Origin of the sequence: Pseudorhodobacter ferrugineus DSM 5888, assembly GCF_000420745.1 — a bacterium.
Taxonomy (GTDB): Bacteria; Pseudomonadota; Alphaproteobacteria; order Rhodobacterales; family Rhodobacteraceae; genus Pseudorhodobacter; species Pseudorhodobacter ferrugineus.
In genome coordinates this window covers 98,872-113,737 of record NZ_ATVN01000011.1, presented here as the reverse complement: position 1 = coordinate 113,737, position 14,866 = coordinate 98,872, and the positions used below count along the sequence as shown (strand labels likewise).

Sequence of the window (14,866 nt, the reverse complement as noted above, 5' to 3'; positions counted from 1 at the left end):
TACATACAGATGTCATACGCATAACATACGGAAAAAATACGGGGTGGCGGTGCGGTGACTGCTGAAAACGGCAGGCAAAATGGCTCAGGCCGATGGCCCCTTCCAAATCAGCATATACCCCGCATACCCCGCCAATCCGGCCACCATCAAAGCCCAGCCGTAGCTGCCCAGCCAAGCCTCAAATCCGGCCCAGACCAGCGGCACTAAAAACGCCGCCCAGCGTGTCGCGGGGCGGCGAAAGAAAGGGTCATTCGGGTCGATGAACGGCCGCACTTAGCGCCTGCGATCCCGCCGCGCTGACATCGGCTGGAACGCCACACCGACATGCGCTTCGCAATAGGGTTTGCCCGCCGTCGAGGGCAGGCCGCAGAACCAGAAATCTTCGGTTGCAGGGTCGCCGATCGGCCATTTACAGGTCCGCTCGGTCAGCTCCATCAAGCTGATTTTCTTGGCATGTTTCTCAACTTCCCGAACCGACGCAAGCGCCTCGGGGCTGATTTCATTGGCCGAAGGTTGTGGCGGCAAAGGCTGGCCCGCAGGCACAATCGACTTGCGCAGCGGCAATGGGGTGACGTTATTCACCACTTGCGCGACAGTCGGGTTGATGGGCGCAGAGGGGCGCGGCGCGGCGGCGGCGGGCTTGGCTTCGGCAGCACGTGCCGGTTCCGCTGGCTTGGGTGCCGCCTCAACGCGAGGTGCGGCGGCCACAGGCGCTTCTGCCTCGTCTTTTGCAGGCGTGCCGGTGGCGCGATTTGACAGGCCAAGGCGGTGAACTTTGCCAATCACCGCATTGCGCGTGACGCCGCCCAGTTCTTTTGCAATCTGGCTGGCGCTTTGGCCGTCAGCCCACATTTTCTTAAGCGTTTCAACGCGCTCGTCTGTCCAGGACATGCCTATCTCCGGTGTTGGGGGCAGTCTACGGTGCTCCGCAGGCGGCGCTTGGTCGCCCCAATATAGCTGTGACAGGCTTAGATACTACTGCAGGGCCACAGATACAAGGGTCTCCGGTGCCGATGCCCGCATCCTCTTTGTGCGGGCTTGAGTCTACCATGCCCGCAAACCGAATAAAATGTCGCTTTACACAAGGGTAAAACCATCTTACCAAACTGGCATGAACACATCGGTACACCCTTTCCAACTGCCCCGACGCCGACGCTAATTCACGCGTTTTCGGCCAGTGTTCCCTGCCATCTCGGCACCCCTCGTTTCAGATATATCCGTTGACTTGGCCGCCAGCCTTTGGCACGGCTAAGGCTTCCCTAGTAAGGACGATGACATGATCCCTTCCGTCTTGCCGACTTATAACCGCGCGCCCTTGGCCTTTGAAAAGGGCGAAGGATCATGGCTTACCACCGTCGATGGTGCCCGCTATCTGGATCTGGGCGCAGGTATTGCGGTCAATGCCTTGGGCCATGCCAACCCCGATCTGGTGGCCGCATTGACCGCTCAGGCTGGCAACCTGTGGCATGTGTCCAATCTGTATCAAATACCGCAGCAGCAAAAACTTGCCGATATGCTGGTCGAACACACCTTTGCAGACACTGTGTTTTTTACCAACTCGGGCACCGAGGCTGCCGAACTCGCCATCAAAATGGCGCGGAAATACTGGTATGAAAAAGGCGCGCCGGAACGGATTGAAATCCTGACCTTTGACGGCGCGTTTCATGGCCGTTCCACCGGGGCAATTGCCGCTGCCGGATCGGAAAAAATGGTCAAGGGCTTTGGCCCCTTGATGCCGGGTTTCAAGTCCTTACCATTCGGCGATCATGACGCCTTGCGCGCCGCCCTTACCAATAAGGTCGCGGCAGTCATGGTCGAACCGATCCAAGGCGAAGGCGGTATTCGCGTGCTGCCCGATGCCTGCCTGAAAGGCTTGCGCGATCTGTGTGATGAAACCGGCGCGCTGATGATTTTGGACGAGGTGCAATGTGGCGTTGGCCGGTCTGGAAAACTCTTTGCACATGAATGGTCGGGCATCACACCCGACATCATGATGGTCGCAAAAGGCATCGGCGGCGGCTTTCCATTGGGGGCCGTTCTTGCCACCGAAAATGCAGCATCCGGTATGGTCGCAGGCAGTCACGGCTCCACCTATGGCGGTAACCCCTTGGGCTGCGCGGTGGGGGCTAAGGTCTTGGAAATCGTGGCTGATCCCGCCTTTCTGGCCGAGGTAAACCGCAAATCATCGCTATTCCGTCAGGGGCTCGAGGGGCTCGTCGCCAGCCATCCCGATGTCTATGAGGCCGTGCGCGGCGCAGGTCTTATTCTTGGGCTAAAGTGCAAGGCTGCGAATACGGATGTGGTCAAAGCAAACTATGCCCAAAACCTGTTAACCGTGCCCGCCGCCGACAATGTGATCCGCCTGTTGCCCGCGTTGAACATCACGGATGAAGACATCGCCGAGGCCCTTACCCGCCTCGACAAAGCAGCCACCGCCGTTGCGGCCACAACCCCCTAACCCCTTTCTTTTCGGTCCAAATATCCCGGGGGGCCCGGGGGGCTGGCCCCCCGGCGTTGCCCAGAAAGAACACCATGAAGCATTTTCTTGATATCCACACCACAGATGCCGCCGAATTGCGGGGCATGATCGACCTTGCCCATGCCATGAAAGCCGCCCGCAAAGGCCGACCAAAAGGCACGCCAGATGATGACCAACCCCTTGCGGGCCATATGGTTGCGTTGATTTTTGAAAAGCCCTCCACCCGTACCCGCGTGTCCTTTGACGTCGGCGTGCGTCAGCTTGGCGGGCAGACGATGGTGCTGTCTGGCAAGGAAATGCAATTGGGCCACGGCGAAACGATCGCCGATACCGCGCGCGTTCTCAGCCGCTACGTCGACCTGATCATGATCCGGACATTTGAGGAAGCAACGCTGCAAGAAATGGCCGAACATGCCACGGTTCCGGTGATTAATGGCCTGACCAACCGCACGCACCCTTGCCAGATCATGGCCGATGTCATGACCTATGAAGAGGTTCGCGGCCCCATTGCAGGCAAAAAGGTGGTCTGGTGTGGCGATGGCAACAATGTCGCCGCCAGCTTTTTGCATGCTGCTGGCCAGTTCGGGTTTGATTTCACCTTTACGGGCCCAGAAACCCTCGACCCCGAGGCGGAATGGCTAAATTTCGCGCGGTCAAAAGGTGTGAATGTGACTGTCGAGCGTGACCCCGCAAAGGCGATGGCGGGGGCCGATTTGGTGGTGACTGACACTTGGGTTTCGATGCATGACCCTGAATCGGCCAAAGAACGCCGCCATAACCAGTTGCGGGGCTATCAGGTCAATGAACGGTTGATGACGATGGCCAAACCTGATGCGTTGTTCATGCATTGCTTGCCGGCGCACCGCAACGACGAGGCGACAAGTGCGGTGATGGACGGTCCACATTCCGTGATTTTTGATGAGGCCGAGAACCGTTTGCATGCGCAAAAGGCGGTGATGCGCTGGTGCCTTGGGGTCTGATGCCATGACCGCCGCGCTTTTGGTGATTGATTGCCAGATGGAATTTGCGCGGCGTACCTTGGCGGGTGTCCCACGCTCAAACCTTGGGGCCGAAGCGGCGATTGCGGCCACGATTGCGCTTTGTCGTGCCAAGGCTTTGCGGGTTTTGCATGTTCACCATGACGATCCAAACCCCAAGTCTGGGTTTCGGCTGGGCACATCAGGGGGCGAACCCATGCCTTGTGCCCTGCCAAGTGTGGGAGAACCGGTTTTCGTAAAACACGGGTCTTCCGCCTTTATCGGCACGGGGCTAGAGGCGTATTTGCGCGATATGGGCGTGACGCGTTTGGTTATTGTTGGCGCTGCCGTGAACTATTGTGTGGCCAGCACCCTGCGCATGGCTGCAAATTTGGGGTTTGATGTGGTCTTGCCCCAAGACGCCGTTTTCGGCTTTGGTGTCACGGGCCCCGATGGTGTGCAGCACAGCCCTGAAACGGTTTTATCAGTCACTTTGGGAACATTAGCCGAGTTCGCAGCGATTGTTTCCTCAGATACACTTCATGGATTTTTAGTCCCGCATTAACTCCCGAGCTTTGCAGAAAATTGCCCTCGCGGCTAAACAATAGCGCATTTTACGGAGATTTGTTGTCAATTGCGGCGTGATTGCGGCGATAATTGTTTCCAAATTCACTCAAATGCCACATTGCGCCCGCAAATCGGCCACAAGCTGCGCGCATTTCTAGTGCCACGATATATAGCAACGCGGGTCCAAAATGGCAGCGATCAATACAGGGCTAGGTGGGCCGCAAGGCGTGGGTGAGGGCAGTTTCCGCTCGTCCGCCCTGACGGCTGGCAATTATGATGACGGCTCTATTTTGGTGAACATCACGTCGGTGTTCGGGCCTAACGGGATCAACTATTTCGGTACGAACTATACCAGCCTGTACATCAACACCAACGGTCTGATCACCTTTAACGCGCCCGTGACATCCTATACGCCAACGGCTTTGGCCAGCGTGACCTATCCTGCGATTGCTGTGTTTTGGTCGGATGTGAACATCACGGCGGGGTCGGGCACGGGCACCAATAACATCTACTGGGATCTGGATCCCTCGACGAACCGCGTCACGATCACTTGGCTTGGGGTCCGCGCTTATTCAGGGTCCACTGCAAATACGAACACCTTTCAGCTGGTGCTAGAGCATACGCAGAACGGCAACTTTGAAATCGACTTTATCTATCAACAGATTCAGTGGACCAATGGGTACACGGGCGTGGCCCAAACGGGTCTGACAAACGGCGGCGCCATCGACTACATTATCCCAGGTTCGGGCAATGCGGCTGCAATTGCAAACTATCCAAATGCGGTTTTGGACCCGAACGACCCGAATGGTGTGTGGTCCACCCGCTTTTTGAACGGCAATCCGGTGTGCTTTGTGGCCGGAACGATGATCGCTACGCCGGATGGCGAGCGTGGGGTGGAAACCTTGCGCGCAGGTGATCTGGTGGACACTTTGGATGATGGTCCCCAACCCTTGTTGTGGGTCGGCGGCGGTACGGTTGTGGCGCAAGACGAGGCGCTGCCTGTGTGCATTTCGCAAGGTGTTTTGGACAATGATGCTGATCTTTGGGTGTCCGGCCAACACTTGGTCATGCTTGACGGTGCCGATTGCGAATTGCTGTTTGGCGAGGCCGAAGTTCTGGTCGCGGCCAAGCATTTGTTGGGGTTGCCCGGCGTGTACCGTGCCATCGGGACTGGAAAAGTCAGCTATCATCACTTGCTGTTGGAGCAGCATCAATTGGTGATCGCCCAAGGCACGGCGGCAGAAACGCTGTATCCTGGCCCGCAGGTGTTTGACGCCTTGCCGCATCGCGCAGTGGACTCGCTTCGCGCTGTGTTGCTCGATTATGAAATGGAACGGATTGGTGCAAAACCCGCTGTTCGCCGCGTTCTGTTAGCGCATGAGGCAAAGGTCTTGATTGGTCGCCGATTGGCGTCTGCCAAAATCAACCAGCCCCCAAATCATTGCAATCGTGGGGCATTAGCGGCCTAACTCGCTATGTCCCACGCGGTTTGGCGCGCAGTGTCGGGTCTGCCTGCCGCGGATCTTCTGGCCACGGGTGGCGGGGGTAGCGCCCACGCATATCCTTGCGGACATCCGCGTAGGAATTGGTCCAAAACCCTGGCAAATCCATCGTGACCTGCACAGGCTTGCCCCCTGGCGACAGCAAAGTTATGCGCAACGGCAGTGCTTTGGGGCCAACAGCCGGATGCACGGTCACGCCAAACAGCTCTTGCAACCGCAGCTCGATCCCCGGCGCTTCGCCATCGTAATCAATGGGAATGCGGCGGTCTAACGGCGTGGTGAAATGGCTGGGAGTCAGGCGGTCCAAAAGTTGCGTGCCCTCATACCCAAGAAGCCCGCGCAAAGCATCGGTCAGGTCCAACCCGCGCAACTGCGCCTCGGTCTTGGCCTTTGTCAAATAGGGCAGCAGCCAGTCTGGATCTGCCAGCAGCGCCTCGTTCGACAGGTCCGGCAAATCGCTGCCATCCTTGCGGCACAGGTTCACCCGCGCCCGTAAACGCTGGGCTGTCGGGGTCCAGGGCAGGCCAATTAGGCGCAGCCCTTCAAAGGCGGCGCGGGCCATTGCATCTGCGGGGGCATCGGGCCAGATGCGATCCTCCAGCACCAGCGCGCCGAACCGTTCCTGCTTGCGGGCGACGATCTTGCCCTCGCGTCGCGACCATTCACAGACATCGACCCATGCGATTTGATCGCCATAAAGGTCGCGCAATTCGGCCAGATGTAGGGGCGCTGCTTGGCGAATTCTGGCCTCGCGCGCGTCGCCGTCAAGGTCGGTCGCGACGATCAGGCGGTGGCCTGCAAGGGGCGTGCCTTCATCCGCCACTGCTCCCTTGCCACCCGACAGGATATAGCGTGGGGTGTCGCCCTTGCGCCGCAGCCCAATGCGGTCAGGGTAGGCGAGCGCGGCAAGTTGGACCGTAGAAAAGTCACTGTTGTCAGTGGTTTGGCTAAGGCGTTTGGCCTCGGATTTGATCCGCTCAACCACGCCGCGATCAACCATGTAGGGGTGGCTTTCTTCAAACCCGCGCGGGTTTTTGATGGCTGCAAGGCGCAGGCCAAGGTCGGGCGGCGCGCCGCGCACGGGGTCGCGTTCCGCCAATAGGGCGGCAAGCGTGGCGGCATCGGGGCCTGCCCCTGCTGTTTGCAACATATGGCCAAGGCGCGGATGCAACGGCAAGGCGGCCAGCGCGCGACCATGGTCGGTGATCCGGCCCTGTTTCAGCGCGCCAAGCGATGTCAGCAAGGCATGGGCCTCGGCCATAACGCCGGGGTTGGGTGGGGTCAGAAAGGCCAAGCCGTCGGCGCTGCCCCAAAGCGCCAGTTCAAGCGCCAGCGGGGTGAGGTCTGCGGCCTCAATCTCGGCGGGGGGAAACGCGGCCATCCCGCCTTCTTCGCCCTTGGTCCAAAGCCGGTAACAGGTGCCAGGGGCGACACGACCCGCGCGCCCCCGCCGCTGTTCCGCCTCGGCCTTTGTCACCCGTTCGGTCACAAGGCGGGACATGCCGGAATTGGGGTCAAACCGCGCGCGGCGGGACCTGCCCCCATCCACCACCACACGAATGTCAGGCAGGGTAAGCGAGGTTTCGGCAATCGCCGTGGCCAGCACAATCTTGCGCCCGTGGGTTTGCGGCGTAAGGGCTGCGCGCTGGTCGGCAAAGGTCATATTCCCGAACAAGGGGCGGATCGTGCAGCCTTGGGGCAAACGCCCTTTCAGCGCCGCCTCGGTTCTGCGAATTTCGCCTTCACCGGGCAGGAAGGCCAGCAAACCCCCTTCGGGGCAATCCTCCAACGCTTGCAAGATCAAGGCGGCAACCTCGGTTTCCAGCCGCGCGCGCGGGGGCAGGGCGCGGGGCAACCAGCGCGTTTCAACCGGAAAGGCCCGCCCTTCGGACGTGATCAGTGGCGCATCCCCCATAAGCGCTGCCACGGGTGCCGCATCCAGCGTCGCCGACATGACCAGCAAAACCAGATCATCGCGCAACGCGCTGCGCAGCTCCAACGCCAGCGCAAGCCCAAGATCGGCGTTCAGGCTGCGTTCGTGGAACTCGTCAAAAATCACCGCGCCGATGCCGTCAAGTCCGGGATCAGATTGGATCATCCGTGTCAGAATGCCTTCGGTTACCACCTCGATCCGCGTGGCGCGGCCGACCTTGGCCTCGCCGCGCACGCGGTAGCCGACGGTCTGGCCGACAGGTTCACCCAGCGTTTCGGCCATGCGTTCCGCCGATGTGCGGGCGGCAAGGCGGCGGGGCTCCAGCATCAAAATGCGACCATCGCAAAGCCCCGCCTCCAGCATTGCCAACGGCACCCGTGTGGTTTTGCCCGCCCCGGGCGGCGCTTGCAGCACGGCCATGCCCTGCGCGCGCAAGGCTTGGATCAGGCGAGGCAGGGCCTCGTCAATGGGAAGGGGTTGGACGGCTTGTTTCACGCCACCTTTATCGGCGTTTCATCGCGGCTTTGCCATAGATGGATTCCATCGCCACCTCAGTCACGCGCATTTTTCCATTCGCTACGGGTTCATAGGTCAGGGTGAAAGGGAAATTGGTCCGCTCCGCCATTTCCTCCGGCTTAAAGCCCGCGATACGGCGGTATTGGCCGCTACAGACAACGGTTTTACCCTTGGTCGCAGGCTTGGAAATGGCGATCGAGCTGACATAGCGCCCGTCATACATTTTCAGGCTAACCTTGCATTCCTGCCCTGCATCGACATCGCGCAAAATGGCGTAAAGTGCGGTCAGCGTATCGACCGTGCCCCCTTGGCTGGCGGGGTCTACGTCTTTTTCACGGCCTGCACGCGCGGGGGTATATTGCACTGCGCTGGGCACACCGCGCGAATAGGTCATCTTGCTGGTCGACGTCCTTTTCCCGTTGTCCGATGTCTCAACATAGCTTGAAGGCGTGTAATTCGTTTCCGAAACAGCGCCCCTCGCGGTGCCGGTATAGCTTATCTTACGAAACATCGCGGCGATACCGGCGCTTTTCAGCAAGCCGGACACAGCATACCGGTCGCCTTCCTCGACAGCCGAAAAGCCAAGCGAAGCTGCACTGATCCCTCGAATAACCACGTCAAACGTGGCCTTATCCTCAACCCGTTCGGCCAAGACGAAAGAGGGGGGCACGACCCCAACAGCCAGAGCCAGTACTGCGATGCGCAGAGAATTTTTCATGCTAACCTCACTTTTTTCAGGAGTTTGCACCTAAAGGGGCGTTTTTTTCCCGTTATCACTAGAATATAGACGTTAGGCGGGGCTAAAAACCCCAAAGCTTGGGGGGAAAGATGACATTAGCGTCACCTTGTCCAGTTATCCCCCGTTTTCAAGCGGAACCTTGCCGGAGCTGCGCCATGGATGTTTCAGAAATTGCAGAAAAGGTCGCAGCCGGGGATCGGCGCGCGTTGGCGCGGGCGATTACGTTAGTAGAATCTACCCGCGCAGATCACCGTGTGCAGGCGTTGGCCTTGGCGGATCATCTGCGCGGCACAGGGCGGCAAGCGCTGCGGATCGGGTTGTCGGGCACGCCCGGTGTGGGCAAATCGACCTTTATCGAGGCGTTTGGCCTGATGCTAGTGCGCCAAGGTCTGCGGGTGGCGGTGCTGGCGGTGGACCCATCCTCGGCGCGGTCGGGCGGGTCTATTCTGGGTGACAAAACCCGCATGGAACATCTGACCCGCCAACCACTTGCGTTTATTCGCCCCTCCCCAAGCCAAACGCATTTGGGCGGCGTGGCGCGGCGCACACGAGAGGCGGTGGCCCTGTGCGAAGCGGCTGGGTTTGACGTGGTTCTGATCGAAACCGTGGGGGTCGGGCAATCGGAAACCGTGGTGGCGGAATTGTCTGATCTGTTTATCCTGCTGCTGGCACCGGCGGGCGGGGACGAATTGCAAGGCGTCAAGCGTGGCATCATGGAAATGGCCGACATCATTTTGGTGAACAAGGCCGATGGTGATTTGAAACCCGCAGCCATGCGCACCTGCGCCGATTATGCCGGCGCCTTGCGCCTGCTGCGCCGCCGCCCGCAAGACCCCGACGGCTTTCCCAAGGCAATGACGGTTTCCGCGATCGAGGATGCAGGGCTGGACACAGCTTGGGCGGAAATGTGCAGCCTGCGCGATTGGCGCAAAAGCCACGGCCATTGGGATACACGTCGCGCCGCCCAAGCCCGCCACTGGTTTGAAGACGAAGTGCGCCAAGGATTGCTGCGCGCATTAACCGCGAAACCCGAAACCCGCGCGGCAATGCAAGCCGCAGGTGACGCGGTTGCACGGGGCGAAATGACCCCCGACAGTGCTGCCGCCGACATGCTGGCCAAGCTATCGGCACAGGGCTAAAGCGTTGCGCTGGCGGCGGGATGACCGCGCGCCCCTCTTAACCCGCATTAACCCCCTTTCGCTAATCCTGCCCCCTGTCACGGCGGGCCCTTGATGGGTCAGCCTTGCGATTGGCGCACAAAACGTGAGGGTTTGGATCAATGAATATAGCGATTACTGACGGGCTGGTGCTGACGCCCCCCCCGTTTTCGGCAGGCCTTAATCTGTGGTCGCGTGAAGATGGGATTGCGGGGTCGGGCAGCTATGCGGGGCAACCCAATGCGGCCTATGTGCCTGCTGACCAGGATTTTGGCGGCTGTATGGAGCTGCAAAAGACATCAAACACCCAAAAGGTTCGCTCTTACCTGCAAACGCCAATCATTCCGGGGCTGTATTTGCGGGTAACGGCACGGGTCAAGGCGATTTCGGGGGCTTTGCCATCGGTGCGGATCGCCGGTTGGGCAGGGGCCTCCAACAATACCAACGTGATCGGGGTGCCGCAAACAGGGCCATCCGTGGCGCTGACGGCGTATGGCGAGGTGAAAACGGTTTCGGCGATCATTTCCACGTCCAACCGGTCGGGCGTGAATATGGCTTGGGGCCGCACACCGATCTACGGGCATTTCGGGCTGGATCTGACAGGGTCGAACGGCGGTGTGGTTCGGATTGATGATATCGAGATCGAAGACATCACATCCGCCTTTTTGCGCGACCTGATGCCTTGGGTGGATGTGCGCGATTTTGGCGCTGTTGGTGATGGCGTCACCAATGACGCGCCCGCGTTCGATGCCGCCGACACATTTGCGCGCAACAATGCGGTGTCTGTGCTGGTGTCGCGCGGTACTTACTTTTTGAACACCAATGTCACCTTCAGCGCCAAGGTCCGGTTTGAAGGCACGGTCGTCATGCCGCCGCAGTTCCGCCTCTCCTGTACGCGCGACTATAACATGGACACGTACGAGGCCGCGTTTGGCGACGAACAAGAGGGCTTTCGCCGCGGGTTTCAGGTGCTGTTCTATTTCACCGACCATGCTGTGTTTGACCTTGGCGGGCGGCGGATTATCCTGACCAGCCCGCTGGATGTCGCAGCCGTTTCGGGTCTGGATACCTTGGTGCAACGCCGCGTCTTGGCCAATGGTATGATCGAAGCCGGCACTTCGACCGCATGGAACGATTCCACCGCCACGTCGGTTGGCACCTACACGCCCAACAGCAACGCGTTTCGCCTGACAGGGGTGGCCAATGTCGCCAATATTCTTGTCGGGTCCCGCGTCACCGGAACGGGTGTGGGCCGCGAGGTTTACGTTCTGTCCAAGGACGTGGCCGCTGGCACCATTATGCTTAGCATGCCACTTTGGGGGGCTGCGGGCACCCGCACCTATACCTTTACCCGCTATAAGTACCTGTTGGATTTCAGCAGCTTTGCCAAACTTGGCCGGTTTGAAATCAAGGATATGGAATTCCAGTGCAACGGCCTGTCCAGCGCTGTGATGCTGCCCCCTGCGGGCATTGGCTTTATCATTTCCGATTGCACCTTCAATAAACCCAAAGACCGTGGGATCACGTCGATTGGCGAGGGCTGTCAGGGCTTGCACGTCGATCAATGCCAGTTCTTGTCGAACGAACAACCCTTGCCCGTGCAAAACCGCACCAGCATTGCGTTGAACGTCAATTCCAACGATGCCAAAATCCGCAACAACCGCATCGTGCGCTTTGCCCATTTTGCCATCATGGGCGGGTCGGGCAACCTGTTCATCGGCAACCACTTTTTCCAGGGCGATGACCAAACCGCAGGCGTGCGGCGCGCGGGGATTGTGTTCACCTCGACCAATGTAAAGACATTGATCATCGGGAACTACATCGACAATTGCTATATCGAATGGGGCAATGAACATGACCCCGCGCCGGAATTCAGCTCTGAATATTCCTTTGGCGGGTTGACCGTTACGGGCAATATTTTCACCAGCAATGACACAGCCGTTTCGTTCAACTTTTTCGTGATCAAGCCTTATGGTCCCGGCCATTTCATCAACGGCTTTACGATGAACGACAACGTGTTCCGCACGATCAACACCAATATTGATCGGGTCGAAAGTGTCGATACCACCCATTCCACGCTTGATTTCACGCGCTTTCGCAATGTGATGATCGAGGCGAATGCCTATAACGGCGTGAACCAGATCACACAAAGTCCGGTCACGATTCAGCATGACCAGAACACTGCGGCGGATACGTGGGTTGTTGATACCGAAGGCTATCTGCCCTTCGGGGCGCGGGCGCGCAATGTGTCTGGAATTGTCAAAGAAAACGCGGTGCGCACTGCGGCAAACGTGATCGACTATTCGATGCCCTATGCGGAAACCGAAAGAGGGACCGGCGCGCGCAGCATCCATTTGCGCTGGCCGCAAGCCCTGCGCGGGCGGGCGCAAGTCACCATTCGTTGTGACAATCCAAACTGACGCGACCAACGTCATAGGGTAACGAACTGGGCGCGCCGTAAATGGCGCGCCTTTTTTCTGGGGTTTATTGGCTATGCAGCAAATCTTGCGCCGCAATCCGCCGCGCCTTGCCGAAACCCGCGTTCAACAAGCCACTGACAGGGATCAGCCGAACAAACCCAAAATCTGCAAAATCGATGTAAAGCTTGGTCTTGGGATGGGTGGCAAGCCAAAGGTCGCGCAGGGCAGGGCGCTCTGCCGCACCCACAAACTGCGCGCGCGCCCGCAGCATCAGCCGTGGATGGGTCAGCGGGTCGCCCTTGGGGCCCGGCTCGCCCAGCATCAAGGCGCAATCTGGATGCGCCTGCAGCCCCGCCCAATGCGGCGCAAGCGATGATATCAAGGTCAGCGGCACACCCCGCTCATCCCGCCCAATCGCGATCCGGCTAATCCCGGGCAATCCGTCTGCGGCAATGTACGAAAGCGCTCCATGCTTCAGGTCGATAAACCCTTGCGCTGCTGCTATTTCGGCTTTGTCGGCGGGGGGAGTAGGGTCTTGGCGTTGCGGCATTGGCGTCCCTTGGCTTGCGCTGGGCGCTTGACAGGATATTTTGCGAGGCGTCTGGTGCAACTATCAAAGATACAGGTAGCCCATGACCAAGACAAGCCAGACCGACGCACCCGAATTTCTGCCCAAGATCGTAACGGTTCTGCGCGAAGGCTATGGCCGCAGTGACCTGCGCGCGGATGCTTTGGCGGGGCTAACAGTCGCCATTGTCGCCTTGCCGTTGTCGATGGCCATAGCCATTGCCAGCGGCGTTGGGCCGGAACGCGGGCTTTATACTGCCATAATTGGCGGGTTTTTGGTGTCCGCGTTCGGCGGGTCGCGGTTTCAAATCGGCGGGCCTGCGGGGGCGTTTATCGTGCTGATCGCCGCTTGTGCCACGGCGACAGGGATTGACGGGTTGATGCTTGCGACCTTTCTGTCGGGCCTGATGCTGATCGCGGTCGGGGTTTTGCGGGTGGGCAGCTACATCCGCTTTATCCCCTATCCCGTGACCGTCGGGTTCACCGCCGGTATCGCGGTCATCATCTTTGCAAGCCAGCTGCGTGACCTTTTGGGCTTGCAGCTTTCAGGCGCCGAACCGGGTGAGCTGTTGCACAAAATCCCAGCGCTGTGGCAGGCCCGCGGCACCGTCAGCCCAGCGGCTTGCGCGGTCGCAGCGGCCACAATCGCACTGATCCTTGCGCTGAAACGCTATCGCCCCAATTGGCCGGGGCTGTTGTTGGCCGTTGTCACCGCCTCCACTGTCGTTACCGTTTTGGGCTTGCAGGTCGAAACCATCGGCACCCGTTTTGGCGGCCTTCCCAACCTTTTGCCACAGCCCGCCTTGCCGCAAATGACGGTGCCGATGGTCTGGGCCGCGCTGCCTTGGGCCATCAGCTTTACCCTGCTGGGCGCGATTGAATCGCTTTTGTCGGCGGTGGTGGCCGATGGGATGACTGGGCGCAGACATCGGTCCAACGCCGAACTTGTGGCGCAGGGCATTGCCAATATCGGCTCGTCGTTGTTTGGCGGGTTTTGCGTGACGGGCACGATCGCGCGCACCGCAACCAATGTGCGCGCGGGGTCGCATGGTCCCGTTTCTGGCATGCTGCACGCTGTGTTTGTACTGGCCTTCATGCTGATCGCCGCCCCCCTTGCCGCCTATATCCCGCTTGCAGCGCTGGCAGGTGTTTTGGTCATCGTCGCGTGGAATATGGCGGAAAAAGAAGAGCTGTGGGCGCTGATACGCTCCAGCCGCGCCGATGCGATGGTGGTTCTTGTAACCTTGGGTCTGGTGATTTTCCGTGATTTGACCACGGGCATCGTTGTGGGCGTGGCCCTTGGTGGCGCGGTGTTCATCCGCCGCATGTCGGATGCCGCAGATGCGGGCCTGCCCGAACCGGCGGGGCAGCACGACCCCAGCGCGCCAGAGCTGGTTGTGTGCCATCTGCGCGGTCCCTACTTCTTTGGCGCGGCGGCGCGGTTGGGGTCGGTGCTTGACCGGATCGCCGACGCGCCCCAAGGGTTTGCCGTCGATTTTACCGAGGTGCCGTTCATCGACAGCTCTGGTGCGCGGTCGTTTGCCTTGCTTGCCCGCAAGACGGCGCGCAAGGGGGGGCGGCTGTTTTTCACCGCGACCAACCCCGATGTCAGGGCCGTTTTGCACAGCCACGGGCTGCGGGAACCGGCTGTCACCTACTTGCCGAATATTGCGGCGGTCGATGCTGTTTTGGCAGAATCAAACCACAGCGAATCACATGCTGCGCCCTAGCTGATACGGGTGCAGCAAGACCTGACGCCGCGCCGTCCGATTTTTATTTACGCTGCGTAAGTAGGCAAAACTCCAGCTTTCCGGCGGAAAGCCGCCCAGATAGTAACTTGTTTGTGAATGGCTATCAGGTTGAAAAGTAATGTCAAAATTTTGACGCAATTTTCATAATTTACAAATATCTCCCCCTATCCGTAAATAAATTTACAAGAAAATCATTATTTCAAAAAGAGTTACGGAAAAATTGACTGTTGGGGTATAGTGCAATTAAGGGAAGGGGAG

12 protein-coding genes are annotated in these 14,866 nt (G+C 59.3%); 7 read left to right on the top strand and 5 right to left on the bottom strand.

The features are described from left to right. Positions 1-84: 84 nt before the first annotated feature. On the bottom strand, positions 85-273 hold the full coding sequence (locus tag G560_RS0111500; RefSeq protein WP_028914013.1) for a hypothetical protein: 189 nt from the start codon (positions 271-273) through the stop codon (positions 85-87). Further along, positions 274-891 (bottom strand): GcrA family cell cycle regulator, encoded by a 618-nt coding sequence (locus tag G560_RS0111495; RefSeq protein WP_022704471.1) that lies wholly within the window; start codon positions 889-891, stop codon positions 274-276. Between the two features lie 385 nt (positions 892-1,276). Here G560_RS0111495 and G560_RS0111490 point away from each other — a divergent pair, with 385 nt between their 5' ends. The 4 genes from G560_RS0111490 (at position 1,277) to G560_RS20335 (ending at position 5,492) form a co-directional block, all read left to right on the top strand. Continuing rightward, entirely contained in the window at positions 1,277-2,458 is a 1,182-nt protein-coding gene (locus G560_RS0111490) for an aspartate aminotransferase family protein (protein ID WP_022704461.1), read from the top strand. Positions 2,459-2,532: 74 nt separating this feature from the next. Then, complete coding sequence (argF, locus tag G560_RS0111485) at positions 2,533-3,459, top strand: ornithine carbamoyltransferase (RefSeq protein WP_022704460.1); 927 nt, start codon at positions 2,533-2,535, stop codon at positions 3,457-3,459. Positions 3,460-3,463: 4 nt separating this feature from the next. Beyond that, on the top strand, positions 3,464-4,021 hold the full coding sequence (locus G560_RS0111480) for an isochorismatase family protein (protein WP_028914012.1): 558 nt from the start codon (positions 3,464-3,466) through the stop codon (positions 4,019-4,021). Positions 4,022-4,211: 190 nt separating this feature from the next. Further along, on the top strand, positions 4,212-5,492 hold the full coding sequence (locus tag G560_RS20335) for a Hint domain-containing protein (RefSeq protein ID WP_022704458.1): 1,281 nt from the start codon (positions 4,212-4,214) through the stop codon (positions 5,490-5,492). Between the two features lie 4 nt (positions 5,493-5,496). Here G560_RS20335 and hrpB read toward each other — a convergent pair whose 3' ends face one another. Further along, entirely contained in the window at positions 5,497-7,953 is a 2,457-nt protein-coding gene (hrpB, locus tag G560_RS0111470) for an ATP-dependent helicase HrpB (protein WP_022704457.1), read from the bottom strand. A gap of 7 nt (positions 7,954-7,960) precedes the next feature. Beyond that, a complete protein-coding gene (locus G560_RS0111465) occupies positions 7,961-8,692 on the bottom strand; it encodes a DUF3108 domain-containing protein (RefSeq protein WP_022704456.1) in 732 nt (243 codons plus the stop codon). 176 nt (positions 8,693-8,868) lie between these two features. Between G560_RS0111465 and meaB the strand changes: the two genes are divergently transcribed. Both meaB and G560_RS0111455 read left to right on the top strand, forming a co-directional pair. Next, a complete protein-coding gene (gene meaB, locus G560_RS0111460) occupies positions 8,869-9,852 on the top strand; it encodes a methylmalonyl Co-A mutase-associated GTPase MeaB (RefSeq protein WP_022704455.1) in 984 nt (327 codons plus the stop codon). A gap of 140 nt (positions 9,853-9,992) precedes the next feature. Next, a complete protein-coding gene (locus G560_RS0111455; RefSeq protein ID WP_022704454.1) occupies positions 9,993-12,290 on the top strand; it encodes a right-handed parallel beta-helix repeat-containing protein in 2,298 nt (765 codons plus the stop codon). A 64-nt stretch (positions 12,291-12,354) separates the two neighbouring features. Here G560_RS0111455 and G560_RS0111450 read toward each other — a convergent pair whose 3' ends face one another. Beyond that, entirely contained in the window at positions 12,355-12,840 is a 486-nt protein-coding gene (locus G560_RS0111450) for a HugZ family pyridoxamine 5'-phosphate oxidase (RefSeq protein ID WP_022704453.1), read from the bottom strand. Positions 12,841-12,922: 82 nt separating this feature from the next. On the opposite strand from G560_RS0111450, the gene G560_RS0111445 reads away from it, so the two are divergent. Beyond that, the gene (locus G560_RS0111445) at positions 12,923-14,587 is read left to right on the top strand and encodes a SulP family inorganic anion transporter (RefSeq protein ID WP_022704452.1); all 1,665 of its coding nucleotides are present in this window, start codon (positions 12,923-12,925) and stop codon (positions 14,585-14,587) included. The last annotated feature ends 279 nt before the right edge of the window (positions 14,588-14,866 follow it).

Bases quoted from the DNA above. Each gene is read 5' to 3' on its own strand.
- G560_RS0111495 (WP_022704471.1), bottom strand. From the start codon at position 891: ATGTCCTGGACAGACGAGCGCGTTGAAACGCTTAAGAAAATGTGGGCT.
- G560_RS0111445 (WP_022704452.1), top strand. From the start codon at position 12,923: ATGACCAAGACAAGCCAGACCGACGCACCCGAATTTCTGCCCAAGATC.
- argF (WP_022704460.1), top strand. From the start codon at position 2,533: ATGAAGCATTTTCTTGATATCCACACCACAGATGCCGCCGAATTGCGG.
- meaB (WP_022704455.1), top strand. From the start codon at position 8,869: ATGGATGTTTCAGAAATTGCAGAAAAGGTCGCAGCCGGGGATCGGCGC.
- G560_RS0111455 (WP_022704454.1), top strand. From the start codon at position 9,993: ATGAATATAGCGATTACTGACGGGCTGGTGCTGACGCCCCCCCCGTTT.
- G560_RS0111480 (WP_028914012.1), top strand. From the start codon at position 3,464: ATGACCGCCGCGCTTTTGGTGATTGATTGCCAGATGGAATTTGCGCGG.
- G560_RS0111490 (WP_022704461.1), top strand. From the start codon at position 1,277: ATGATCCCTTCCGTCTTGCCGACTTATAACCGCGCGCCCTTGGCCTTT.
- G560_RS20335 (WP_022704458.1), top strand. From the start codon at position 4,212: ATGGCAGCGATCAATACAGGGCTAGGTGGGCCGCAAGGCGTGGGTGAG.
- G560_RS0111450 (WP_022704453.1), bottom strand. From the start codon at position 12,840: ATGCCGCAACGCCAAGACCCTACTCCCCCCGCCGACAAAGCCGAAATA.
- G560_RS0111465 (WP_022704456.1), bottom strand. From the start codon at position 8,692: ATGAAAAATTCTCTGCGCATCGCAGTACTGGCTCTGGCTGTTGGGGTC.